This is a genomic window from Mitsuaria sp. MSU3D (genome assembly GCF_056867975.1).
The window spans coordinates 5570658-5594202 of record NZ_CP200314.1 but is presented as its reverse complement, the minus strand read 5'-3'; the positions used below and the strand labels follow the sequence as shown (position 1 = coordinate 5594202).

The 23545-nt window shown below is 63.2% G+C and carries 16 protein-coding genes and 4 tRNA genes; 2 read left to right on the top strand and 18 right to left on the bottom strand.

What is annotated here, in order from left to right:
* Nucleotides 1–93: 93 nt before the first annotated feature.
* The 4 genes from tuf (AC1VNM_RS24595) to rpsL all read right to left on the bottom strand — a co-directional run bounded on the left by tuf (AC1VNM_RS24595) (nucleotide 94) and on the right by rpsL (nucleotide 4620).
* Complete coding sequence (tuf, locus tag AC1VNM_RS24595) at nucleotides 94–1284, bottom strand: elongation factor Tu (protein ID WP_377158110.1); 1191 nt, start codon at nucleotides 1282–1284, stop codon at nucleotides 94–96.
* A 158-nt stretch (nucleotides 1285–1442) separates the two neighbouring features.
* Nucleotides 1443–3545, bottom strand: coding sequence for an elongation factor G (fusA, locus tag AC1VNM_RS24590; protein WP_431101405.1), 2103 nt, complete (start codon nucleotides 3543–3545; stop codon nucleotides 1443–1445).
* A 69-nt stretch (nucleotides 3546–3614) separates the two neighbouring features.
* On the bottom strand, nucleotides 3615–4085 hold the full coding sequence (gene rpsG / locus AC1VNM_RS24585) for a 30S ribosomal protein S7 (RefSeq protein WP_067070490.1): 471 nt from the start codon (nucleotides 4083–4085) through the stop codon (nucleotides 3615–3617).
* Between the two features lie 160 nt (nucleotides 4086–4245).
* Entirely contained in the window at nucleotides 4246–4620 is a 375-nt protein-coding gene (gene rpsL, locus AC1VNM_RS24580; protein ID WP_067278874.1) for a 30S ribosomal protein S12, read from the bottom strand.
* 233 nt (nucleotides 4621–4853) lie between these two features.
* Here rpsL and AC1VNM_RS24575 point away from each other — a divergent pair, with 233 nt between their 5' ends.
* Complete coding sequence (locus tag AC1VNM_RS24575) at nucleotides 4854–5357, top strand: PIN domain-containing protein (protein WP_483108652.1); 504 nt, start codon at nucleotides 4854–4856, stop codon at nucleotides 5355–5357.
* Between the two features lie 88 nt (nucleotides 5358–5445).
* On the opposite strand, the gene rpoC is transcribed toward AC1VNM_RS24575, so the two are convergent.
* The 13 genes from rpoC to AC1VNM_RS24510 all read right to left on the bottom strand — a co-directional run bounded on the left by rpoC (nucleotide 5446) and on the right by AC1VNM_RS24510 (nucleotide 19638).
* Complete coding sequence (rpoC, locus tag AC1VNM_RS24570; RefSeq protein WP_483108651.1) at nucleotides 5446–9663, bottom strand: DNA-directed RNA polymerase subunit beta'; 4218 nt, start codon at nucleotides 9661–9663, stop codon at nucleotides 5446–5448.
* Between the two features lie 18 nt (nucleotides 9664–9681).
* Nucleotides 9682–13803 carry a DNA-directed RNA polymerase subunit beta gene (rpoB, locus tag AC1VNM_RS24565; RefSeq protein ID WP_483108650.1) on the bottom strand — a complete coding sequence of 1374 codons (4122 nt, stop codon included), beginning with the start codon at nucleotides 13801–13803 and terminating at the stop codon, nucleotides 9682–9684.
* A 380-nt stretch (nucleotides 13804–14183) separates the two neighbouring features.
* The gene (gene rplL, locus AC1VNM_RS24560) at nucleotides 14184–14561 is read right to left on the bottom strand and encodes a 50S ribosomal protein L7/L12 (protein WP_483108649.1); all 378 of its coding nucleotides are present in this window, start codon (nucleotides 14559–14561) and stop codon (nucleotides 14184–14186) included.
* A gap of 49 nt (nucleotides 14562–14610) precedes the next feature.
* On the bottom strand, nucleotides 14611–15138 hold the full coding sequence (gene rplJ / locus AC1VNM_RS24555; protein ID WP_377158119.1) for a 50S ribosomal protein L10: 528 nt from the start codon (nucleotides 15136–15138) through the stop codon (nucleotides 14611–14613).
* Between the two features lie 289 nt (nucleotides 15139–15427).
* Nucleotides 15428–16135, bottom strand: coding sequence for a 50S ribosomal protein L1 (gene rplA / locus AC1VNM_RS24550; RefSeq protein ID WP_377158121.1), 708 nt, complete (start codon nucleotides 16133–16135; stop codon nucleotides 15428–15430).
* Nucleotide 16136: 1 nt separating this feature from the next.
* Complete coding sequence (gene rplK / locus AC1VNM_RS24545) at nucleotides 16137–16568, bottom strand: 50S ribosomal protein L11 (protein WP_067278896.1); 432 nt, start codon at nucleotides 16566–16568, stop codon at nucleotides 16137–16139.
* 212 nt (nucleotides 16569–16780) lie between these two features.
* Nucleotides 16781–17365: a transcription termination/antitermination protein NusG gene (gene nusG, locus AC1VNM_RS24540; protein WP_377158123.1), complete on the bottom strand. Its 585-nt coding sequence runs from the start codon at nucleotides 17363–17365 to the stop codon at nucleotides 16781–16783.
* Nucleotides 17366–17387: 22 nt separating this feature from the next.
* On the bottom strand, nucleotides 17388–17771 hold the full coding sequence (gene secE / locus AC1VNM_RS24535) for a preprotein translocase subunit SecE (RefSeq protein WP_377158125.1): 384 nt from the start codon (nucleotides 17769–17771) through the stop codon (nucleotides 17388–17390).
* 146 nt (nucleotides 17772–17917) lie between these two features.
* Nucleotides 17918–17993 (bottom strand) — tRNA-Trp (locus AC1VNM_RS24530).
* 17 nt (nucleotides 17994–18010) lie between these two features.
* The gene (tuf, locus tag AC1VNM_RS24525; RefSeq protein WP_377158110.1) at nucleotides 18011–19201 is read right to left on the bottom strand and encodes an elongation factor Tu; all 1191 of its coding nucleotides are present in this window, start codon (nucleotides 19199–19201) and stop codon (nucleotides 18011–18013) included.
* A gap of 49 nt (nucleotides 19202–19250) precedes the next feature.
* Nucleotides 19251–19325 (bottom strand) — tRNA-Thr (locus AC1VNM_RS24520).
* Nucleotides 19326–19396: 71 nt separating this feature from the next.
* Nucleotides 19397–19470, bottom strand: a tRNA-Gly gene (locus AC1VNM_RS24515).
* Between the two features lie 82 nt (nucleotides 19471–19552).
* Nucleotides 19553–19638: transfer RNA gene (locus AC1VNM_RS24510), tRNA-Tyr, on the bottom strand.
* A gap of 486 nt (nucleotides 19639–20124) precedes the next feature.
* Here AC1VNM_RS24510 and AC1VNM_RS24505 point away from each other — a divergent pair.
* On the top strand, nucleotides 20125–22770 hold the full coding sequence (locus AC1VNM_RS24505) for a TonB-dependent receptor (protein WP_483108648.1): 2646 nt from the start codon (nucleotides 20125–20127) through the stop codon (nucleotides 22768–22770).
* Nucleotides 22771–22841: 71 nt separating this feature from the next.
* On the opposite strand, the gene AC1VNM_RS24500 is transcribed toward AC1VNM_RS24505, so the two are convergent.
* Nucleotides 22842–23543 carry a DUF6445 family protein gene (locus AC1VNM_RS24500; protein ID WP_483108647.1) on the bottom strand — a complete coding sequence of 234 codons (702 nt, stop codon included), beginning with the start codon at nucleotides 23541–23543 and terminating at the stop codon, nucleotides 22842–22844.
* Nucleotides 23544–23545: the final 2 nt, after the last annotated feature.

Sequence of the window (23545 nt, the reverse complement as noted above, 5' to 3'; positions counted from 1 at the left end):
GGAGGCAGCGATGGCGCCGCCGAGTTCGGGACTCGCCGCCCGCCGAAACGGGTGGCGCGCCTCACCGGTACCCGGCGGGTACCAGCAAAAGATTTACTCGATGATGGTGGCCACGACGCCCGAGCCGACGGTACGACCGCCTTCACGGATGGCGAAGCGCAGACCCTGCTCCATGGCGATCGGAGCGATCAGCTTCACGGTGATGCTGACGTTGTCGCCAGGCATGACCATTTCCTTGTCCTTCGGCAGCTCCACGGCGCCAGTCACGTCCGTCGTGCGGAAGTAGAACTGGGGACGGTAGTTGTTGAAGAACGGGGTGTGACGGCCGCCCTCTTCCTTGCTCAGAACATAGATCTCAGCGGTGAAGTGGGTGTGCGGCTTGATCGAGCCGGGCTTGGCCAGCACCTGGCCGCGCTCGACGTCTTCACGCTTGGTGCCGCGCAGCAGGATACCGACGTTGTCGCCGGCTTGACCCTGGTCCAGCAGCTTGCGGAACATTTCCACGCCGGTCACGGTCGTCTTCTGGACTTCGCGGATACCGACGATCTCGATTTCCTCGCCGACCTTGATGATGCCGCGCTCGACACGACCCGTCACCACGGTGCCGCGGCCCGAGATCGAGAACACGTCTTCCACCGGCAGCAGGAACGCGCCGTCAACGGCACGGTCAGGCTGGGGGATGTACGTGTCCAGCGCGTCAGCCAGGCGCATGATGGCCTGCTCGCCCAGATCGCCCGTGTCGCCTTCCAGCGCCAGCTTGGCCGAACCCTTGATGATCGGCGTGTCGTCGCCCGGGAAGTCGTACTTGCTCAGTAGCTCGCGGACTTCCATCTCCACCAGCTCCAGCAGCTCGGCGTCGTCCACCATGTCGCACTTGTTCAGGAAGACGATGATGAACTTCACACCCACCTGACGCGCCAGCAGGATGTGCTCGCGGGTCTGGGGCATCGGGCCGTCAGCGGCCGAGCACACCAGGATCGCGCCGTCCATCTGCGCCGCGCCCGTGATCATGTTCTTCACATAGTCAGCGTGGCCCGGGCAGTCAACGTGCGCGTAGTGGCGGTTGGCCGTCTCGTACTCGACGTGCGCGGTGTTGATCGTGATGCCACGCGCCTTCTCTTCCGGCGCCGCGTCGATCTGGTCGTACGCCTTGGCTTCGCCGCCGAACTTCTTCGACAGCACGGTCGCGATCGCGGCCGTCAGCGTCGTCTTGCCATGGTCAACGTGACCAATCGTGCCCACGTTCACGTGCGGCTTGGTACGTTCAAACTTGCCTTTTGCCATTTCAATTCTCCAAAAAGAGCATTTGCCCGGTCTGTTGGTTTAGCGTTTCCGCAGCGTCCTGTATCCCCGGCGACCGACAACCGGGAGGAGTCACTGCGAAGACGATTCGATGATCGAGAACGAAACGAGCCGGCACCCCAGAGCACCGGCTCAGGTCATCACTTTGCGCGAGCAGTGATGATCGCGTCAGCGACGTTCTTCGGAGCTTCGCTGTAGTGCTTGAACTCCATCGTGTACGTCGCACGGCCCTGCGTGGCCGAACGCAGCGAGGTCGAGTAGCCGAACATCTCGGACAGAGGAACCTCCGCCTTGATGATCTTGCCGCCACCGATCATGTCGTCCATGCCTTGCACCATGCCGCGACGGCTGGACAGATCGCCCATCACCGTACCAGCATAGTCTTCCGGCGTTTCGACTTCCACGGCCATCATCGGCTCGAGAATGACCGGGCTGGCGCGACGGCAGGCTTCCTTGAAGCCCATCGAGGCGGCCATCTTGAACGCGTTTTCGTTCGAGTCCACGTCATGGTACGAACCGAAGGTCAGCGTGACCTTCACGTCCACGACCGGGTAGCCGGCCAGCACGCCGTTCGGCAGGCTGTCGATGACACCCTTCTCGACCGCGGGGATGAACTCGCGGGGCACCACGCCGCCCTTGATGGCATCGACGAACTCGAAGCCCTTGCCGGCCTCTTGCGGTTCCAGCGAGAACACGACGTGACCGTACTGGCCCTTGCCGCCCGACTGCCGCACGAACTTGCCTTCAACGTCGGTCACCGACTTGCGGACCGTTTCGCGGTAGGCGACTTGCGGCTTGCCCACGTTGGCTTCCACGCCGAATTCGCGCTTCATGCGGTCGACGATGATTTCCAGGTGAAGCTCGCCCATGCCGGAAATGATGGTCTGGCCGGACTCTTCGTCGGTGCGCAGGCGGAAGGACGGATCTTCGGCCGCCAGACGACCCAGCGCGATGCCCATCTTTTCCTGGTCAGCCTTGGTCTTCGGCTCGACGGCCTGCGAGATCACCGGCTCCGGGAAGACCATGCGCTCCAGCGTGATGATGCTGTCGGGGTCGCACAGGGTTTCGCCCGTGGTGACGTCCTTCAGGCCCACGCAGGCAGCAATGTCGCCCGCCAGAATTTCCTTGATTTCTTCACGCTGGTTGGCGTGCATCTGCAGGATCCGGCCGATACGCTCCTTCTTGCCGCGGACCGGGTTGTAGACGGTCGCCCCCGACTGCAGCACGCCCGAATAGACGCGCACGAAGGTCAGTTGGCCGACGTACGGGTCGGTCATCAGCTTGAAGGCCAGCGCCGAGAACTTTTCTTCGTCGGTACGCTGACGCGAGATCGGCTGCTCATCTTCGTCCGTGCCCGAGACCGGCGGGATGTCCAGCGGCGACGGCAGGAAGTCGATGACGGCATCCAGCATGCGCTGCACGCCCTTGTTCTTGAACGCGGTGCCGCACAGCATCGGCTGGATCTCGGTCGCGATGGTGCGCTTGCGGATCGCCAGCTTGATCTCTTCCTCGGTCAGGTCGCCCGTCTCGAGGTACTTGTTCATCAGCTCTTCGGTGGCTTCCGCAGCGGCTTCGACCATCTTCTCGCGCCATTCGTTGGCGGTATCGACGAGGTTGGCCGGGATGTCCTGGTACTCGAACTTCATGCCCTGGGACGCTTCGTCCCAGATGATGGCCTTCATCTTGAGCAGGTCCACCACGCCAGTGAAGTTCTCTTCGGCGCCGATGGGGATCACGATGGGCACCGGATTCGCCTTCAGGCGGGTCTTCATCTGGTCGACGACCTTGAAGAAGTTGGCACCGGTACGGTCCATCTTGTTCACGAACGCCAGACGCGGCACGCGGTACTTGTTGGCCTGGCGCCAGACGGTTTCCGACTGGGGCTGCACGCCGCCGACGGCGCAGTACACCATGCAGGCGCCGTCCAGCACGCGCATCGAACGCTCGACTTCAATCGTGAAGTCCACGTGTCCGGGCGTGTCGATGATGTTGAAGCGATGCTCGGGGTAGGACATGTCCATGCCCTTCCAGAAGCAGGTCGTCGCGGCCGACGTGATCGTGATGCCGCGCTCTTGTTCCTGCTCCATCCAGTCCATCGTGGCAGCGCCGTCGTGCACTTCACCGATCTTGTGGTTCACACCGGTGTAATACAGGATGCGTTCCGTCGTGGTGGTCTTGCCGGCATCGATGTGCGCCGAGATACCGATGTTGCGGTAGCGCTCGATGGGGGTCTTGCGGGACATGGTGTCACTCCAAATGCATGGAGCCGCCATCGGGTCAGTAGTAACCCGAGGCGGCCAGAGAGGTCTTGATTAGAAGCGGAAGTGCGAGAACGCCTTGTTGGCGTCTGCCATGCGGTGGACTTCGTCGCGCTTCTTCATCGCGCCACCACGGCCTTCGGAGGCCTCCAGCAGTTCGTTGGCCAGACGTTGGGCCATCGACTTCTCACCACGCTTGCGCGCGGATTCCTTCAACCAGCGCATGGCGAGGGCCAGACGGCGGACGGGGCGAACTTCCACGGGAACTTGGTAGTTCGCACCGCCAACGCGACGGGACTTCACTTCGACCATGGGCTTCACGTTGTTGATCGCGATCATGAAGATCTCGAGCGGGTCCTTGCCGGACTTCTGCTCGACTTGCTCCAGCGCGCCATAAATGATGCGCTCGGCAACGGCCTTCTTGCCCGATTCCATGATGACGTTCATGAACTTGGACAGATCAACGCTTCCGAACTTCGGGTCCGGCAGGATCTCGCGCTTGGGTACTTCGCGACGACGTGGCATGGGATTCTTCCTTCAATGCTTCAGTTGGTCAGGGCTCTCGCCCCGCCGCGGATCTCCACCGACATCTGGGGGGATCCACTTACTCGGCTGCCGGTGCACATGCACTCGGGCCGCAAATATTCGATGACCTCTCGGCCACCAAGACCTTGGCTGTAGAGCCTTACTTCTTCGGGCGCTTCGCGCCGTACTTGGAACGCGATTGCTTGCGATCCTTGACGCCTTGCAGGTCGAGCGAGCCGCGCACGATGTGGTAACGCACACCCGGCAAGTCCTTGACCCGGCCGCCGCGCACGAGCACGACGCTGTGCTCTTGCAGGTTGTGGCCTTCACCGCCGATGTACGAGATGACCTCGAAACCGTTGGTCAGGCGAACCTTGGCAACCTTACGAAGCGCCGAGTTCGGCTTCTTCGGGGTGGTGGTGTACACGCGGGTGCAGACGCCACGACGTTGCGGGCACGACTGCATCGCCGGCGACTTGGATTTCGTCACCTCGGTCTCACGACCGTGGCGAACGAGCTGATTGATGGTTGGCATAAGTAACTTGTTCCCGTTTGAAGTCACAACCCCAGCCGGTCTTGGCCTTCAGGAAGTCCACGAATTCGCGGCATCCCACAAGCGACAAAAGCGCAGCGCCTTGCGGCACCACGCTCGAATCAACCCGGGGCCGGCTCGAAACCTGGACCCGGGACGCATCAAGACATGCTGGAGAGCCGGCGATTGTAGGCGAGTTCACCCAAAACACACAAGGCGCTATGCTCCCGGACCCTATGAGCACCGCCGACTCCGCCGCTTTTCCGCTGCATCCGGGCAACGCCGACGACTCGGCGCCCCTGGTCGTCCTCGACACGCAGGTCGTCATGGACTGGCTGGTCTTCAACGAGCCCAGTCTCGCTCCATTGATAGCCGCGGTAGTAAGCCAGCGCTTGCATTGGACGGCCACGGCAGCCATGAAGGCGGAGCTTCTGCATGTGATCGGACGAGGCGTGGCCGCACGCTACGCACCGAACCTGGCGCGGGTGCATGAAGCGTTCGCCCAGCACTGCTGCTTTGTCGACGAGCCCATACTCGGCATTGCGCGCCCGCGCTGCAGCGATACCGATGACCAGAAGTTCATCGATCTCGGCCTTGCATTGGCGACGACGCATTCGACGAGCTTGATCTCCCGAGACAGGGCCGTGCTCAAGGTGGCCAAACGCGCCGCGAAGCTCGGACTCCCCATCCTTTCCCCCGCCGCCTGGCTGAAGCTGAACGCGGCGAGTTCCACGCCTTGATTTCGTCGCGCCAATGAAAAAGGCTGCCGCCCTTGCGGGACGGCAGCCTTCGGATCAAGCCGCAAGCGGCTCGATGCAGTTGGTGCGTTTACTCGCCGGTGCCGGCGTCGCTGGCCGCGTCGAGCGCGGACAGCTGCACCGCCGCCATTTCCTCGGCTTCCTGGATGGCGATGGAACGGCGCTCGGCGTCGTCCATTTCTTCCTTGGCGCGACGCGCCTGGTGGAAGGCCATGCCGGTACCGGCAGGAATCAGGCGACCCACGATGACGTTCTCCTTCAGACCACGGAGTTCGTCGCGCTTGCCCATGATCGCGGCTTCGGTCAGCACACGGGTCGTTTCCTGGAACGACGCCGCGGAGATGAACGAGTCCGTGGACAGCGAGGCCTTCGTGATACCGAGCAGCACGTCGGCGTGCGTCACGGTCAGCTTGCCCTCGCTGCGCAGGCGGTCGTTGGTGTCCAGCAGCTCCGAACGCTCGACCTGCTCGCCGGCGATGTAGGCCGAGTCGCCCGGGTTGACGATCTGCACGCGGCGCAGCATCTGGCGAACGATCACCTCGATGTGCTTGTCGTTGATCTTCACGCCCTGCAGACGGTACACGTCCTGCACTTCGTCGACGATGTAGCGCGCCAGTTCCTCGATACCCAGCAGACGCAGGATGTCCTGCGGATCGGCCGGGCCGTCGACCACCAGTTCACCGCGGTTCACCACCTGGCCTTCGTGCACCAGGATGTTCTTTTCCTTGGGCACCAGCAGCTCGTGCTTGCGACCTTCCGGATCGGTGATCTCGAGGCGGACCTTGCCCTTGGTCTCCTTGCCGAACGAGACCGTGCCGGTCTGCTCCGCCAGGAAGCCAGCGTCCTTCGGGGAGCGGGCTTCGAAGAGCTCGGCAACACGCGGCAGACCGCCGGTAATGTCGCGGGTCTTCTGACCTTCCACCGGGATACGGGCCAGGACTTCACCAGGAGCAAGCTCCTGACCGTCGCGGATCTGGACCAGCGAGCCGACCTGGAAGCCGATCGTCACCGAGTGATCGGTGCCGGGGATCTTCACTTCCTGGCCATTGGCGTCGAGCAGCTTGACCTGCGGGCGGATGACCTTGGCAGCACCGCGGCGCTTCGGGTCGATCACGACCAGCGTGGACAGGCCCGTCACTTCGTCGACCTGCTTGGCCACGGTGACGCCTTCCTCGACGTTCTCGAACTTCGCCTGACCGGCGAATTCCGTGATGATCGGGCGGGTCAGCGGGTCCCAGGTCGCCAGGATGGTGCCGGCCTTGATGGTCTGGTCAGCCTTGATGTTCAGCAGGGCGCCGTAAGGCACCTTGTGACGCTCGCGCTCACGGCCATGCGGATCGGAGATGACGATTTCGCCGGAACGCGAGATCACCACCAGTTCGCCCTTGCCGTTCGTGACGTAGCGCATCGTGGCGTTGAAACCGATGATGCCGTCCGACTTCGCTTCCACGCTCGAGGCCACCGCCGCGCGCGACGCCGCACCGCCGATGTGGAACGTCCGCATCGTCAGCTGCGTGCCGGGTTCACCGATCGACTGGGCGGCGATGACGCCGACCGCTTCGCCGGTGTTCACCATGCCGCCACGACCCAGGTCGCGGCCATAGCACTTCGCGCACAGACCGAAACGGGTGCCGCAGGTCAGCGGGGTGCGGACCTTGACCTCGTCCACGCCGGCAGCTTCCAGCATGTCCAGGATGTCTTCATCCAGCATGTTGCCGGCGTTCAGCAGGACGCCTTGCGTTTCCGGATGCACGACATCGATCGCGGCCACGCGACCCAGGATCCGGTCACGCAGGGACTCGATCACCTCACCGCCTTCCACCAGGGCGCGCATGTTGATGCCGTTGTCCGTGCCGCAATCGGATTCGGTCACGACCAGATCCTGCGTCACGTCGACCAGGCGGCGGGTCAGGTAACCCGAGTTCGCGGTCTTCAGCGCCGTGTCCGCCAGGCCCTTACGAGCACCGTGGGTGGAGATGAAGTACTGCAGAACGTTCAGGCCTTCGCGGAAGTTCGCCGTGATCGGCGTCTCGATGATCGAGCCGTCCGGCTTCGCCATCAGGCCGCGCATGCCGGCCAGCTGACGGATCTGCGCCGCGGAACCCCGCGCGCCCGAGTCGGCCATCATGTAGATCGAGTTGAACGACTCCTGCTCGACTTCCTTGCCGTGGCGGTCCAGGATCTTTTCCTTGGACAACTGCGACATCATGACCTTGCCGACTTCGTCACCGGTCTTGCCCCAGATGTCGACGACCTTGTTGTAGCGCTCGCCGGCGGTCACGAGACCCGAGACGTACTGCTGCTCGATCTCCTTGACTTCCTTCTCGGCCCGGTCGATCAGCTCGACCTTCTGCTTGGGCACGAGCATGTCATCGATGGCGATCGAGATGCCCGCGCGCGTGGCCAGCTTGAAACCGGCCTGCAGCAGCTTGTCTGCCAGCACCACGGTTTCCTTCAGGCCGCACTTGCGGAAGGACGTGTTGATCAGCTTGGAGATTTCCTTCTTCTTCAACGCCTTGTTGATGTTGGAGAAGGGAAGGCCCTTGGGCAGGATCTCGGACAGCAGCGCACGGCCCACGGTCGTGTCCGTCAGCTTGGTCTGGGCGACCCATTCCTCGCCGTCCTTGACGTACTCGGTCAGGCGCACGCTGATCTTGGCGGTGATCTCCACCGCGCCGTTCTCCAGCGCGCGGATCATCTCGGGGATGTCCGAGAAGACCATGCCCTCGCCCTTGCCGTTGGTGCGCTCGCGGGTCGCGTAGTACAGACCCAGCACCACGTCTTGCGACGGCACGATCGACGGCTCGCCCGAGGCCGGGAACAGCACGTTGTTCGAAGCCAGCATCAGCACGCGGGCTTCCATCTGCGCTTCGATCGACAGCGGCACGTGGACGGCCATCTGGTCACCGTCGAAGTCGGCGTTGAACGCCGCGCAGACCAGCGGATGCAGCTGGATCGCCTTGCCTTCGATCAGCACCGGCTCGAACGCCTGGATGCCCAGGCGGTGCAGCGTCGGTGCACGGTTCAGCAGGACCGGGTGCTCCTTGATGACCTCTTCCAGGATGTCCCAGACGACGGGGGTGCCGCTCTCGACTTCCTTCTTCGCGGCCTTGATCGTGGTCGCGATGCCCATCGCTTCCAGACGCGAGAAGATGAAGGGCTTGAACAGCTCCAGCGCCATCAGCTTCGGCAGGCCGCACTGGTGCAGCTTGAGCGTCGGGCCCACGGTGATGACCGAACGGCCCGAGTAGTCGACGCGCTTGCCCAGCAAGTTCTGACGGAAGCGACCGCTCTTGCCCTTGATCATGTCGGCCAGCGACTTGAGGGCACGCTTGTTCGCACCGGTCATCGCCTTGCCGCGACGGCCGTTGTCCAGCAGCGAGTCGACGGCTTCCTGCAGCATGCGCTTTTCGTTGCGCACGATGATCTCAGGGGCCTTCAGCTCGAGCAGACGTGCCAGGCGGTTGTTGCGGTTGATGACGCGGCGGTACAGGTCATTCAGGTCCGACGTCGCGAAGCGACCACCGTCTAGCGGCACCAGCGGACGCAGGTCCGGCGGCAGCACCGGCAGCACTTCCAGCACCATCCAGTTCGGCTTGATGCCCGAGCGCTTGAAGGCCTCCATCACCTTGAGGCGCTTGGAGTTCTTCTTGATCTTCAGCTCGGAGCCGGTCATGTCGTTGCGCAGGCGATCGATCTCGACGTCGAGATCCATTTCCGCCAGCAGCTTCTGGATGCCTTCGGCGCCCATCAGCGCGATGAACTCGTCACCGAACTCGATGCGCTTCGCGTCGTAGTCGTCCTCGGACATGATGCTGAACTTCTTCAGCGGGGTCATGCCCGGATCCACCACGACGTACGCTTCGAAGTACAGCACGCGCTCGATGTCGCGCAGCGTCATGTCGAGCACCAGGCCCAGACGCGACGGCAGCGACTTCAGGAACCAGATGTGCGCGCAAGGAGCGGCCAGCTCGATGTGGCCCATGCGCTCACGGCGCACCTTGGTCTGGGTGACTTCGACGCCGCACTTCTCGCAGATCACGCCACGGTGCTTCAGGCGCTTGTACTTGCCGCACAGGCACTCGTAGTCCTTGATCGGGCCGAAGATCTTGGCGCAGAACAGGCCATCACGTTCCGGCTTGAACGTCCGGTAGTTGATGGTCTCGGGCTTCTTCACTTCACCGAACGACCACGAGCGGATCTTCTCGGGCGAGGCCAGCCCGATCTTGATCGCGTCGAAATGTTCGTCCGGCGTGAATTGCTTGAACAGGTCCAACAAACCCTTCATACGATTCTCCTGTTCTCTTTAGTTGCGCTCGAGCTCGATGTCGATGCCCAGCGAACGAATTTCCTTCACCAGCACATTGAACGACTCGGGCATGCCGGCTTCGATCGAGTGCTCGCCCTTGACGATGGACTCGTACACCTTCGTACGGCCGTTCACGTCGTCGGACTTGACCGTCAGCATTTCCTGCAGGATGTACGAAGCGCCGTAGGCTTCCAGCGCCCACACTTCCATCTCGCCGAAACGCTGTCCGCCGAACTGCGCCTTGCCGCCCAGCGGCTGCTGCGTGACCAGCGAGTACGGACCGGTGGAACGGGCATGCATCTTGTCGTCGACCAGGTGATGCAGCTTCAGCACGTGCATGTAGCCGATCGTCGTGGGACGCTCGAACTGCTCGCCGGTGCGGCCGTCATACAGGAAGGCCTGCGTGCGCGTGGGCGTGAGGCCCTTCTTCGCCGCGATGTCGTCTGGATAGGCCAGCTTCAGCATCGCGCGGATTTCGCTTTCCTTCGCACCGTCGAAGACGGGGGTGGCGAAGGTGGCGCCGTGCTGCAGGTTCTGGGCCATGCCGAGGATCTCGTCATCGCTCAGTTGCGCGAGCTCTTCGGACTTGCCGCCGTTCTGGTTGAACAGCTGGTCCATGAAGTCGCGCAACTCGGCCACACGGGCCTCGCGCTGCAGCATGTCGCCGATGCGTTGGCCAATGCCCTTGCCAGCCCAGCCCAGATGGACTTCCAGCACCTGACCCACGTTCATCCGCGACGGGACGCCCAGCGGGTTCAGCACGATGTCGGCAGGCGTGCCGTCGGCCATGTAGGGCATGTCTTCGATCGGCGTGATCTTGGACACGACACCCTTGTTGCCGTGACGGCCGGCCATCTTGTCGCCAGGCTGCAGGCGGCGCTTGACGGCCAGGTAGACCTTGACCATCTTCAGCACGCCGGCCGGCAGCTCGTCGCCTTGCGTCAGCTTCTTGCGCTTCTCGTCATAGGCGAGATCGAAGCTGTGGCGGGTCTGCTCCAGCGAGTTCTTGATCGATTCCAGCTGGTTGGCGATGTCGTCCTCGGCGGGACGGACGTCGAACCAGTGGAACTTCTCGACCTCGGCCAGGTAGTCCTTGGTGATGACGGTGCCCTTGGTGATCTTCTTCGGACCACCGTTGGCGACCTTGTTCACCAGGAGCTTCTCGACGCGGTCGAACGCGTCGGCTTCCACGATGCGCAGCTGGTCGTTCAGGTCCAGGCGGAAGCGCTTCAGCTCGTCGTCGATGATCTGCTGGGCGCGCTTGTCGCGTTGGATGCCTTCGCGGGTGAACACCTGCACGTCGATGACCGTGCCGTTGGTGCCCTGGTCCACGCGCAGCGACGTGTCCTTCACGTCCGAAGCCTTCTCGCCGAAGATCGCGCGCAGCAGCTTCTCTTCCGGCGTCAGCGTGGTCTCGCCCTTCGGCGTGACCTTGCCGACCAGCACGTCGCCCGGGTTCACCTCGGCACCGATGTACACGATGCCGGATTCGTCCAGACGAGCCAGTTGCTGTTCGCTCAGGTTCGGGATGTCGCGGGTGATTTCCTCACTGCCCAGCTTCGTGTCACGCGCCATGACCACCAGTTCCTCGATGTGGATCGAGGTGTAGCGGTCTTCGGCCACCACGCGTTCGGAGATCAGGATCGAGTCTTCGAAGTTGTAGCCGTTCCACGGCATGAACGCGACCAGCATGTTCTGGCCCAGCGCCAGTTCACCCAGGTCGGTCGAGGCGCCGTCGGCGATGATGTCTTCGGCGGCGACCTTGTCGCCACGCTTGACGATCGGACGCTGGTGGATGTTGGTGTTCTGGTTGCTACGCTGATACTTGATCAGGTTGTAGATATCGACACCGACTTCACCGGCCACGGTCTCGTCGTCGTTCACGCGGATCACGATGCGGTTCGTGTCCACGTAGTCGACCACGCCGCCGCGGCGAGCCGCGACCACCGTGCCCGAGTCCTTCGCGGCCACGCGCTCGACGCCCGTGCCGACGAACGCCTTTTCAGGACGCAGGGTCGGAACGGCCTGACGCTGCATGTTCGCGCCCATCAGCGCGCGGTTCGCATCGTCGTGCTCCAGGAACGGCACCAGCGACGCCGCCACCGACACGATCTGGGTCGGCGCCACGTCCATGTACTGGATGCGTTCCGGCGAGGTCAGCACCGATTCACCGTTCTCACGCGCGGAGACCAGTTCGTCGACCAGTTGACCTTGTTCGTTCAGCGACGCGTTCGCCTGGGCGATCACGTACTTGCCTTCTTCGATCGCGGACAGGTAGTCGATCTGGTTGGTGACCTTCGAGTCCACCACGCGGCGGTACGGGGTCTCCAGGAAGCCGTACTCGTTCAGGCGCGCATACAGCGCCAGCGAGTTGATCAGACCGATGTTCGGGCCTTCCGGCGTTTCGATCGGGCAGACGCGGCCATAGTGGGTCGGGTGCACGTCGCGGACTTCGAAGCCGGCACGCTCGCGGGTCAGACCGCCCGGGCCCAGGGCCGAGACGCGACGCTTGTGCGTGATCTCGGACAGGGGGTTGGTCTGGTCCATGAACTGCGACAGCTGCGACGCACCGAAGAACTCCTTCAGCGCCGCGGAGATCGGCTTGGAGTTGATCAGGTCGTGCGGCATCAGGGCTTCGGTCTCGGCCTGGCCCAGACGTTCCTTGACGGCCTTCTCGATACGGGCCAGGCCAGAGCGGTACTGGTTCTCGGCCAGTTCGCCGACGCAACGGACGCGACGGTTGCCCAGGTGGTCGATGTCATCGACCTCGCCGCGGCCATTGCGCAGCTCGACCAGGATCTTGACGACGTCGAGGATGTCCTCGTTCGACAGCGTCATCGCACCGGTCGGGATGTCGCGGCCCACGCGGGCGTTGAACTTCATGCGGCCGACGCGAGACAGGTCGTACGTGTCTTCGCTGTAGAACAGACGGTTGAACAGCGCTTCGACCGCGTCTTCCGTCGGCGGCTCGCCGGGGCGCATCATGCGATAGATCGCGACGCGGGCCGCCAGCTGATCGGCGGTCTCGTCCGAGGCCAGCGTCTGGCTGATGTACGCGCCTTCGTCCAGCTCGTTGGTGAACAACGCCTGGATGTCCTTGATGCCGGCGCCGCGCAGCTTCTTCAGCAGCGAGTCGGTCAGCTCATCGTTGGCCTTCGCGATGATCTCGCCGGTGTCCGGGTCGACCATGTTCTTGGCCAGCACACGGCCCAGCAGGAAGTCTTCCGGCACGGTCACATGCTGCGTGCCGGACTGCTCCAGCTGACGCACGTGACGGGCGGTGATGCGCTTGTCCTTCTCGACCAGCACGTTGCCGCTCTTGTCGGTGATGTCGAAGCGCGCGACTTCTCCCTTCAGGCGTTCGGCCACGAACTCCATCTGGGCGCCCGAATCCATCAGGCGGAAATTGTCGAAGACGAAGAAGTGCGCCAGGATCTGCTCGGGATTCAGGCCGATGGCCTTGAGCAGGATCGTGACCGGCATCTTGCGGCGGCGGTCGACGCGGAAGTACAGGATGTCCTTCGGGTCGAATTCGAAGTCCAGCCACGAGCCGCGATACGGAATGATGCGGGCCGAGAACAACAGCTTGCCGGACGAGTGGGTCTTGCCCTTGTCATGCTCAAAGAACACGCCGGGCGAACGGTGCAGCTGCGAGACGATGACGCGCTCGGTGCCGTTGATGATGAACGAGCCGTAGTCGGTCATGAGCGGCACTTCGCCCATGTAGACCTCTTGCTCCTTGATCTCCTTGACCGTCTTCGGCTGCGGGCTTTCCCGGTCGTAGATGATCATCTGCAGCTTCGCACGCACGGCGGCGGCGAAGGTCAGACCACGCTGCTGGCATTCGCGGACGTCGAACGGCGGCTTGGCGATGTTGAATTCGAGGAACTTCATTTCCACGAACCCGTTGTGCGACGTGATCGGGAACGTGGAGAGGAACGCCGCTTGCAGGCCTTCCGGTTTGCGCTTCAGGGGAGCGACATCCTTTTGCAGGAAGTCGACATACGACTCCTTCTGCATCGTCAGCAGGTACGGAACGTTGAGCACGCTCACGCGCTTGCCGAAGCTCTTGCGGATGCGCTTGCGCTCGGTGTAGCTGTAGGGGGTTGCTTGCGCCATAAAGACTCCGTGTCGAGCGCGCCCCTGGCCTGGAGGCGTGCTGCGTCGGCGACTGGCTGTTCGGGCGTTGCACCACGAAGCTTGGTGGTTGGCCACTACCAACCGCTGGCGGACAACCCCGATCACCGGGCGGCACGGAGGGCGTTGCACCCCACGCGTGACGCACGGCTTGACCGCGGTCCGACCAAACCGTTCTCTGCAGTCGGATCAGAGAACACTCGAAAGAACCGTGCATGATACAGCACGATGCTTTCGATTGCTCTTTGTCAACCGAAACCATCCCAGGACAAACCCTGAAACGAGGAAAGGGGAGGCCCCATGGGACCACCCCTCTCGCGGTGCGGAACCCGGTGAACGCGCCACCGGATCCCCACAAGGTCTTACTTGAGTTCGACCTTGGCGCCGGCTTCTTCCAGCTTCTTCTTGGCAGCTTCGGCGTCGGCCTTGGCGATGCCTTCCTTGACGGGCTTCGGAGCGCCGTCGACCAGGTCCTTGGCTTCCTTCAGGCCCAGGCCGGTGATCTCGCGGACGGCCTTGATGACCGAGACCTTCTGAGCGCCGGCGTCGGTCAGGACGACGGTGAACTCGGTCTTTTCTTCAGCAGCCGGAGCGCCCGGGGCGCCGGTGGCCGGGCCAGCCGAAGCCATCGAAGCGGCGGACACGCCGAACTTCTCTTCAATCGCCTTGACCAGGTCGTTCAGTTCCAGAACGGTCATGCTGTCCAGGGCAGCCAGGAAAGCGTCTTTGTCGAATGCCATGATAGGTTCCTAAATACAGAGAGATTTGAATGCGCGAATGCAGCGTCGATCAGGCCGCGGCGGGAGCTTCTTCGGCGACGGCTTCGGCGCCGCCACCCTTCTGCTGAGCCAGGGCAGCCAGCACGGCCGCGGTGCGTTGCACCGGCGACTTGAGCAGGCCGGCGATCTGCGACAGCAGGACTTCCTTGCTCGGGACAGACGCGAGCGCTTTCACGCCGTTGACGTCCAGAGCCTTGCCGCCGTAGGCACCACCCTTGATGACGAGCTTGTCGTTGGTCTTGGCAAAGTCAGCGATGACTTTGGCAGCCGCGACAGCGTCTTCCGAAAAGCCGTAGATCAGCGGGCCGACCATGGCATCCGTTGCAGCCTCGAACGAGGTGCCGGCGACAGCACGACGCGCCAGGGTGTTCTTCAGGACATGAAGGTACACGCCTTGGGCACGCGCGGTGACGCGCAGCTTGTTCAGGGCTTCAACGGTGAGGCCACGATACTCAGCCAACGCCAGCGTCTGGGACTTGGCGGCTTGCGCTGCCACGTCGGACACGACGGCTGCTTTCTCGTTGCGATTGAGACTCAAGGTCTACTCCTCACATTTCGCCCTCGACGCGATGTTTCACCATCGCGTCTCGGGCACCGGAATCAGCGACCTCCTGTCAGGAACCCATCGCGACGAATCGCGATTCGAATCCTTTCAGCGGGACCGCCATCTGCGCTGGCTGGGGGCCGGAGCCTCCGATTAAGCGATCTCCCCGGAATTGCGGGATCTCTCGCCAGCGGTCTTGGATGACCTGGCCGGATTGCTCCGGCCAGCCCACCAATTCATCGGCGTCACGCCAGACTCGCGCGACGCCTCGATTGAATGCAGCTTAGGCAGCGGCCGCGGCGTTGATCGTGCCGACGTCCACGCGGGCGCCAACGCCCATCGTCGACGAGACAGCGACCTTGCGCAGGTAGATGCCCTTGCTCGAGGCCGGCTTGGCCTTGTTCAGGGCTTCGACCAGCGCGCGCAGGTTGCCTTCCAGCTTGTCGGTGTCGAACGAACGACGGCCGATCGTGCCGTGGATGATGCCGGCCTTGTCGACGCGGAACTGGACTTGACCAGCCTTGGCGTTCTTGACGGCGGTGGCGACGTCCGGGGTCACGGTGCCGACCTTCGGGTTCGGCATCAGGCCGCGCGGGCCCAGGATCTGACCCAGGGTACCGACGATACGCATCGTGTCCGGCGAGGCGATCACGACGTCGAAGGGCATGTCGCCCGCCTTGACGCGCTCGGCCAGGTCTTCCATGCCGACGACGTCGGCGCCGGCGGCCTTGGCTTCTTCAGCCTTGGCGCCTTGGGCGAACACGGCGACGCGCTTGGTCTTGCCGATGCCGTTGGGCATCACGACGGCGCCACGGACCACCTGGTCCGACTTCTTCGCATCGACACCCAGCTGGATCGACACGTCGATGGCTTCATCGAACTTGGCGGTGGCGCATTCCTTGACCAGGTTGATCGCGTCGGACAACGCGTACAGCTTGGTCGATTCCACCTTGCCCTGCAGGGCTTGTTGACGCTTGGTCAGCTTGGCCATGTCAGACACCCTCCACGATGATGCCCATCGAACGGGCGGAGCCGGCGATGGTACGGACTGCGGCATCCATGTCGGCGGCCGTCAGGTCCTTCTGCTTGGTCTTGGCGATCTCTTCCAGCTGGGCGCGGGTCAGCTTGCCGACCTTGTCCAGATGGGGGCGCTGCGAGCCCTTTTCGATCTTGGCAGCCTTCTTGATCAGCACGGTCGCCGGGGGCGACTTGATGATGAACGTGAAGCTCTTGTCCGCGAAGGCGGTGATCACGACGGGCAGCTTGAGGCCCGGCTCATAGCTCTGCGTCTGGGCGTTGAACGCCTTGCAGAATTCCATGATGTTCAGACCACGCTGACCCAGCGCGGGACCGACCGGAGGCGACGGGTTCGCCTTGCCAGCCGGGATTTGCAGCTTGATGTAGCCGACAATCTTCTTGGCCATGTTTTCTCCTGATGGCAACGCGACGGCCACGCCGCATCGCCTGAGTGCTAACGCAAGGGGCTGGTCAGAGACTTACCCTTGCTCCTCTTGTCCGCCTCTCGTTGCGGACTGGTCACGGAAGGTCGTGCCGGCCTGCGCCGTCGAGCACCTTCAAGCTCTTGTTCCTGAAACGACCGATGGCGGCCAAGGCCGCCATGCCGTCTCGCGCGCGATCAGACCTTCTCGACCTGGGCGAAATCCAGCTCGACGGGCGTCGCACGGCCGAAGATCGTGACCGAGACGCGCAGCTTCGACTTGTCGTAGTTGACTTCTTCGATGCTGCCGTTGAAGTCGGTGAACGGACCTTCCTTGACGCGGACGATCTCGCCGACGATCCATTCCACCTTCGGACGCGGCTTGTCCACGCCCTCTTGCATCTGGTTGACGATCTTCATGACCTCGGCTTCCGAGATCGGCGCCGGGCGGTTCTTCGCGCCACCGACGAAGCCGGTGACCTTCGACGTGTGCTTGACCAGATGCCAGCTGTCGTCGTCCATGAACATCTCGACCAGCACGTAGCCCGGGAAGAAGCGGCGCTCGGTCACGGCCTTCTTGCCGTTCTTCAGCTCGACGACTTCTTCTGTCGGCACCAGGATGCGGCCGAACTTGTCTTGCATGCCGGCACGGTCGATGCGTTCACGCAGGTTGCGCTCCACCGCCTTTTCCATGCCGGAATAGGCGTGAACGACATACCAGCGCTTGGCCGGGCCAGCGGGCGCGGTCGACTCGGTCGCAACGACGTTTTGATCTTCGCTCATCTTGGTCCCTATCCGTTCCCGCTCAGCGCTTCCAACCCAGGATCAGGTCGTAGAACACCCATTCCAGCGTCTTGTCGGTGAACCACAGGAACAGCGCCATCACCACGACGAACGCGAACACGTACAGCGTCATCTGGCGGGCCTCCTTGTGGGTCGGCCAGACCACCTTGCCCACTTCCTTGATCGAATCCTGACCGTAGGCGATCAGCGACTTGCCGGATTCCGACGTGAAGAACGCAGCCACGGCCGCGGCCAGCAGCGCCAGCAGGGCGCCCCATTGCACCCACGGACCCTGCTTGCTCAGCACATAGAACGCCACGATCGCCGCGATCAGCAGCACCACGGCGCCGGCCAGCTTGACCTTGTCGGCGCCCGTCGTGACGGTTTCGACTTGAGGATTGGACATTGAACTCACTTCCGTGCCGCGACGCGATGTCGCGGCCTTTGTCCGCCCAAACATTTGGACGAACCCACCAGCAGCAAAGCCCGCCGAGATAACTCCCGCGGGCTTGCCTTGACCACTAGGACCAACGTTCGCTTATCGCTGATCGTTGGCAGGGGCAGAGGGTCTCGAACCCCCAACCTTCGGTTTTGGAGACCGACGCTCTGCCAATTGAGCTATGCCCCTGTGGCCTCAAACTTGAATTACTCGATGATGGTGGCCACGACGCCCGAGCCGACGGTACGACCGCCTTCACGGATGGCGAAGCGCAGACCCTGCTCCATGGCGATCGGAGCGATCAGCTTCACGGTGATGCTGACGTTGTCGCCAGGCATGACCATTTCCTTGTCCTTCGGCAGCTCCACGGCGCCAGTCACGTCCGTCGTGCGGAAGTAGAACTGGGGACGGTAGTTGTTGAAGAACGGGGTGTGACGGCCGCCCTCTTCCTTGCTCAGAACATAGATCTCAGCGGTGAAGTGGGTGTGCGGCTTGATCGAGCCGGGCTTGGCCAGCACCTGGCCGCGCTCGACGTCTTCACGCTTGGTGCCGCGCAGCAGGATACCGACGTTGTCGCCGGCTTGACCCTGGTCCAGCAGCTTGCGGAACATTTCCACGCCGGTCACGGTCGTCTTCTGGACTTCGCGGATACCGACGATCTCGATTTCCTCGCCGACCTTGATGATGCCGCGCTCGACACGACCCGTCACCACGGTGCCGCGGCCCGAGATCGAGAACACGTCTTCCACCGGCAGCAGGAACGCGCCGTCAACGGCACGGTCAGGCTGGGGGATGTACGTGTCCAGCGCGTCAGCCAGGCGCATGATGGCCTGCTCGCCCAGATCGCCCGTGTCGCCTTCCAGCGCCAGCTTGGCCGAACCCTTGATGATCGGCGTGTCGTCGCCCGGGAAGTCGTACTTGCTCAGTAGCTCGCGGACTTCCATCTCCACCAGCTCCAGCAGCTCGGCGTCGTCCACCATGTCGCACTTGTTCAGGAAGACGATGATGAACTTCACACCCACCTGACGCGCCAGCAGGATGTGCTCGCGGGTCTGGGGCATCGGGCCGTCAGCGGCCGAGCACACCAGGATCGCGCCGTCCATCTGCGCCGCGCCCGTGATCATGTTCTTCACATAGTCAGCGTGGCCCGGGCAGTCAACGTGCGCGTAGTGGCGGTTGGCCGTCTCGTACTCGACGTGCGCGGTGTTGATCGTGATGCCACGCGCCTTCTCTTCCGGCGCCGCGTCGATCTGGTCGTACGCCTTGGCTTCGCCGCCGAACTTCTTCGACAGCACGGTCGCGATCGCGGCCGTCAGCGTCGTCTTGCCATGGTCAACGTGACCAATCGTGCCCACGTTCACGTGCGGCTTGGTACGTTCAAACTTGCCTTTTGCCATCATGCGCTCCTGGCGATCAGATCAATCAAGAAACGGGATAGAAGAGAGGTGGTGCCCATGGCGCGGATCGAACGCGCGACCTCTCCCTTACCAAGGGAGTGCTCTACCACTGAGCCACATGGGCATCGACACAGGATTGATGACCTTATCAGCAAACCTGTGTCGATATCTCGACACAACACCTTTAACTTCCGATGGAGCGGGAAACGGGAATCGAACCCGTGTCATTAGCTTGGAAGGCTAAGGTTCTACCATTGAACTACTCCCGCCCGGGAGTTTTCCAATTCCAGTTGCCTGAACCGCGAAGCGGGTGTCGATCACCCGCTTCGTTGCTCGTGCATCTGTTCGCCTTGGTGGAGGAGGCTGGATTCGAACCAGCGTACGCGTTAGCGGGCAGATTTACAGTCTGCTGCCTTTAACCACTCGGCCACCCCTCCGAGGCGAGCCCACGACTATAGCACCGTTATTTTTTGGCGCAAACAAAAAATCCGCCAGGAACTGCACGCGTGCGATTGGCGCTCTCTGGCAGCACCCCAACGACCGACGCCAGAGCGATGCCCCGCTCTTCGGCAAATGTGCCCCAGCGCACACACCTGCACGCGACGACACGGACCACTTTTAATACCAATTTGCGACCAAGTGGTCTCATCGACACCCCTCGACGCCCAGGGGTCGAGGTCCGACGAGTGGATGCCCAGACACCGCTGTCCATGCGGGTCGCGGCGATGCCACAGCAGGGAAAACACCGGCGTTAAATTGGTAGCAAAGTGGCTTTACCGCTCGTTATAGTGGCATGGCATTGGTTGCATTGAGGTGTATCGGGGGCGCCAGCTGCATGCCACTCCGCCGAAGGGTGTCGTGATTTCAGGTGCCGAGTCTTCATCACGGCCACAACTCCCTGGCCATACGAGGAGCAGTTCATCATGAAGGTCAACAAGACCCCAATCGCGGCGGCGGTGACGCTGACGTTGCTGAGCGCGGCGTTCGCCGTGCAGGCGCAGGAACAGAAGAAAGAAGAAAACACGCAGCTGGACCAGGTGGTGATCACCGGCATCCGCGCATCGCTGCAGACGGCCGCCAACATCAAGAAGAACGCCAACGCGGTGGTCGACGCCGTGTCGGCCGAAGACGTGGGCAAGCTGCCCGACTCCGACGTGGGCCAGGCGCTGGGTCGCATTCCCGGCATCTCGGTCGGACGCGATTTCGGCGTGGGCGCCTCGGTGTCGATCCGCGGCACCGACCCGCAGATGACCCTGACCACCCTGAACGGCCACAGCGTGGCATCGACCGGCTGGTACGACCAGAAGGCGATCGACCGCTCGTTCAACTATTCGCTGCTGCCGCCCGAACTGATCGGCGGCATGGAGGTCTACAAGTCCTCCCAGGCCGACCTGACCGAAGGCGGCATCGGCGGCACCGTGATCGTCAAGACCCGCAAGCCGCTGGACCTGGATCCGAACGCGGTCTTCGTCAGCGTCAAGGGCGGCAAGGGCACGGTCAGCAAGGACTGGACGAAGGAAGTGTCCGGCCTGTACAGCTGGCGTGACAGCGGCAAGATGTTCGGCGTGCTGGTGTCGGGCGCCTTCGAGCGCGGCGACTACATGCGCCGCGGCATCGAGGCCGACGGCCGCTGGGCCGGGGACGTGACGCCCGGCACCTTCGTGCAGGAGCGCGAGCGCAAGGCGTTCAACGTCAGCCTGCAGGCGCGCCCCACCAAGAGCATCGACCTGGGCCTGAACTACACCCGCCTGGAATACGACGCCGACGCGTCCAACACCACGCACTACCTGTACACGCTGCAGGATCCGGGCAAGGGCTACGCCGACACCGGCGCCTGCGTGCAGCCGAGCCCCGATCCGGCGCTGCTGTGCCAGAAGACCAACATCACGCAGGCCAACGCGACCAGCACCTTCCTGCAGACCTGGGCGCGCGCCGCCAAGATGACCTCGGACACCGTGGTCGCGGAAGGCTCGTTCAAGGGCGACGGCTTCAAGGTCGAAGGTTCGGCCGGCACGACCAAGGCGGACGGCGGCACCTCGCTGACGACCAACTACAGCTATGTCGGCTGGGGCAACGCGCCCGGCCTGCCGAAGTGGTGGGGTTCGACCGACGCGACCGGCAAGAAGATCTCGATCTCCCCGGGCCAGGACATGAGCGTGCCGCTGAGCGCCCTGGGCGCGACCTCGACGCCTGAATCCTGGGCGACCGCGCGCGGTCCCAACAAGGACAAGGAAGACTTCGCCCAGGCCGACGTGACGATCGATCTGGACTACAGCATCCTGACCGCGTTCAAGGCCGGCGTCCGCGCGACCAAGCACACCTTCACGAAGGACGAATACCGTCCGACGATGGTGACCACGCCGGTCACCGCCAGCACCGACTCGCTGTTCAGCGGCACCATCCCGATGGGCACGCCGGGCTGGAGCGTGCCCAAGCCCAACCTGGGCGCGATGTTCGCGCTGGCCAACGCCAACGTGGCGAGCTGGACCCAGTCGCGCGGCGGCTACGGTGAGATCGAGGAAAAGAACACCGCCCTGTACGGCATGTTCAACTTCGAGAAGGACGCGCTGCACGGCAACTTCGGCCTGCGCTACATCCGCACGAAGGCGAGCAACGACGCCTACGTGTTCGACGGCACGCCGCTGGCTGCCGGCGACGTCGCGCAGAACATCGGCTGGAGCACCACCAAGGCGCAGCAGAGCTCGACGTACCACGACTGGCTGCCCAGCCTGAACGTCGTGTACGACCTGAACCGCAACACGCTGCTGCGCTTTGCCGCGTCGAAGGCGATCACGCGTCCGAACTACGACAACATGTTCGCCGGCGCCACGCTGGGCTGGAACGACCAGGTCCAGAACAACGAGGCAGTGAACTACGGCACCCCGGCGCTGAAGCCGCAGTCGTCCAAGCAGGTCGACCTCGGCATCGAGTACTACTACGGCCGTGGCAACCTGGTGTCGGCGGCGATCTTCCACAAGAAGATCGACAACTTCATCACCACGACGACGCAGATCAACCAGAAGATCGGTCTGATCAGCCCGGATACCGGCCTGGACAACTGGACGATCAACCGCTACATCAACGCGGGCGGCGGCAAGATCAACGGCATCGAGACGCAGATCAACCACTCGTTCGACAACGGCTTCGGCGTGGTCGCGAACTACACGTTCACGGATGCGAAGGCGCCCAAGACGAGCTACCAGGACGAGCTGAACATGTTCACGCTGTCCTCGCGTCACAACGTGAACCTGGTGGGCTTCTACGAAACCGACGTGTACAGCGCGCGCCTGGCCTACAACTGGCGCTCGAAGTACATGGTTCGCGAGACCGGCTACTACGGCAACCGCATGCACGACGACTACGGCACGCTGGACCTGAGCCTGGGCTGGAACATCACGAAGAACCTGCGTCTGAGCTTCGAGGCGATCAACCTGACCAAGGAAGACGACGTGCAGTACGGCGCCGCCGGCTCGAGCACCACGCTGCGCCAGTCGCTCAAGGGCGGCTACCCGGCCTGGTCCTTCATGGGCGAGACGACCTACCGCATCGGCCTGAACGCCAAGTTCTGATTCGAGGACATCTCCGAGGGTCCCCGGACCCTCTTCAAGCCCGGCTCATGCCGGGCTTTTTTGTTTCCGGGTCAGAAGTCCACGAAGGTGTTGACCGTGAGCCGCCCACGGCGCGGGTCGTCGCTGATGCTGAGCACGGGATTCACGCAGGCCGTGTGGACGAGTCCACCCGAGTAGACGACCAGCCGGTTGAACTTCGCCGGCAGCATGCCAAGGAACTCGAAGTGCGCGTCACCGGCGTCGAAGTAGCGCTGTGGTGGTGGCTGACGATCGAGCTCCGCGCGGACTGAAGCGCCGTAACGCTCGGTGTCCGCCGCGGTGATCTGCTGGAGGCCGGTGGCCTTGTGCCGATAGAAGCCGGTGCCGCCGTGGCGGCCGTCGCAGAGGTACAGCAGCGCCGCCATGTAGTGCGGCGCGCTCGAGTCGAAATGAGGGACTCGTTGCAGAGGCCCGAGCTGACCGGGCGGCAAGGTCGTCAGCGAGAACATGCACGGCGTCTTGCGCAGCGGCAGGCGCTCGTCGATGCCGAAGTTGATCCTGATGAGCGGATCCAGCAGCGACACCAGCTCCTGCGAATAGGCGCCCGGCGCGTGGGCCCGCATGCCGGGATAGCCCTTGCCCTCGAGCGCGCCGGGGCAGAGCTCGAACGCGCTGTCGCAGGCGGCCTGCACCAGCGCCTGCGGATCCTCGAGGAAGTCGTCGATCAGCAGCGCCTGATGGCCGCCGAGGGTCAGCGACTGCACGTCGGGTGGCATGCGGATGGAAAAGCTCATCC

Excerpts from the sequence above, each read along its gene's own strand:
- rpsG (WP_067070490.1), bottom strand. The coding sequence starts at position 4,085 with ATGCCACGTCGTCGCGAAGTACCCAAGCGCGAGATCCTGCCGGACCCG.
- rpsL (WP_067278874.1), bottom strand. The coding sequence starts at position 4,620 with ATGCCAACCATCAATCAGCTCGTTCGCCACGGTCGTGAGACCGAGGTG.
- tuf (WP_377158110.1), bottom strand. The coding sequence starts at position 19,201 with ATGGCAAAAGGCAAGTTTGAACGTACCAAGCCGCACGTGAACGTGGGC.
- rplA (WP_377158121.1), bottom strand. The coding sequence starts at position 16,135 with ATGGCCAAGCTGACCAAGCGTCAACAAGCCCTGCAGGGCAAGGTGGAA.
- tuf (WP_377158110.1), bottom strand. The coding sequence starts at position 1,284 with ATGGCAAAAGGCAAGTTTGAACGTACCAAGCCGCACGTGAACGTGGGC.
- AC1VNM_RS24575 (WP_483108652.1), top strand. The coding sequence starts at position 4,854 with ATGAGCACCGCCGACTCCGCCGCTTTTCCGCTGCATCCGGGCAACGCC.
- rpoB (WP_483108650.1), bottom strand. The coding sequence starts at position 13,803 with ATGGCGCAAGCAACCCCCTACAGCTACACCGAGCGCAAGCGCATCCGC.
- rplL (WP_483108649.1), bottom strand. The coding sequence starts at position 14,561 with ATGGCATTCGACAAAGACGCTTTCCTGGCTGCCCTGGACAGCATGACC.
- rplK (WP_067278896.1), bottom strand. The coding sequence starts at position 16,568 with ATGGCCAAGAAGATTGTCGGCTACATCAAGCTGCAAATCCCGGCTGGC.
- AC1VNM_RS24505 (WP_483108648.1), top strand. The coding sequence starts at position 20,125 with ATGAAGGTCAACAAGACCCCAATCGCGGCGGCGGTGACGCTGACGTTG.
- fusA (WP_431101405.1), bottom strand. The coding sequence starts at position 3,545 with ATGTCCCGCAAGACCCCCATCGAGCGCTACCGCAACATCGGTATCTCG.
- secE (WP_377158125.1), bottom strand. The coding sequence starts at position 17,771 with ATGTCCAATCCTCAAGTCGAAACCGTCACGACGGGCGCCGACAAGGTC.
- AC1VNM_RS24500 (WP_483108647.1), bottom strand. The coding sequence starts at position 23,543 with ATGAGCTTTTCCATCCGCATGCCACCCGACGTGCAGTCGCTGACCCTC.
- nusG (WP_377158123.1), bottom strand. The coding sequence starts at position 17,365 with ATGAGCGAAGATCAAAACGTCGTTGCGACCGAGTCGACCGCGCCCGCT.
- rpoC (WP_483108651.1), bottom strand. The coding sequence starts at position 9,663 with ATGAAGGGTTTGTTGGACCTGTTCAAGCAATTCACGCCGGACGAACAT.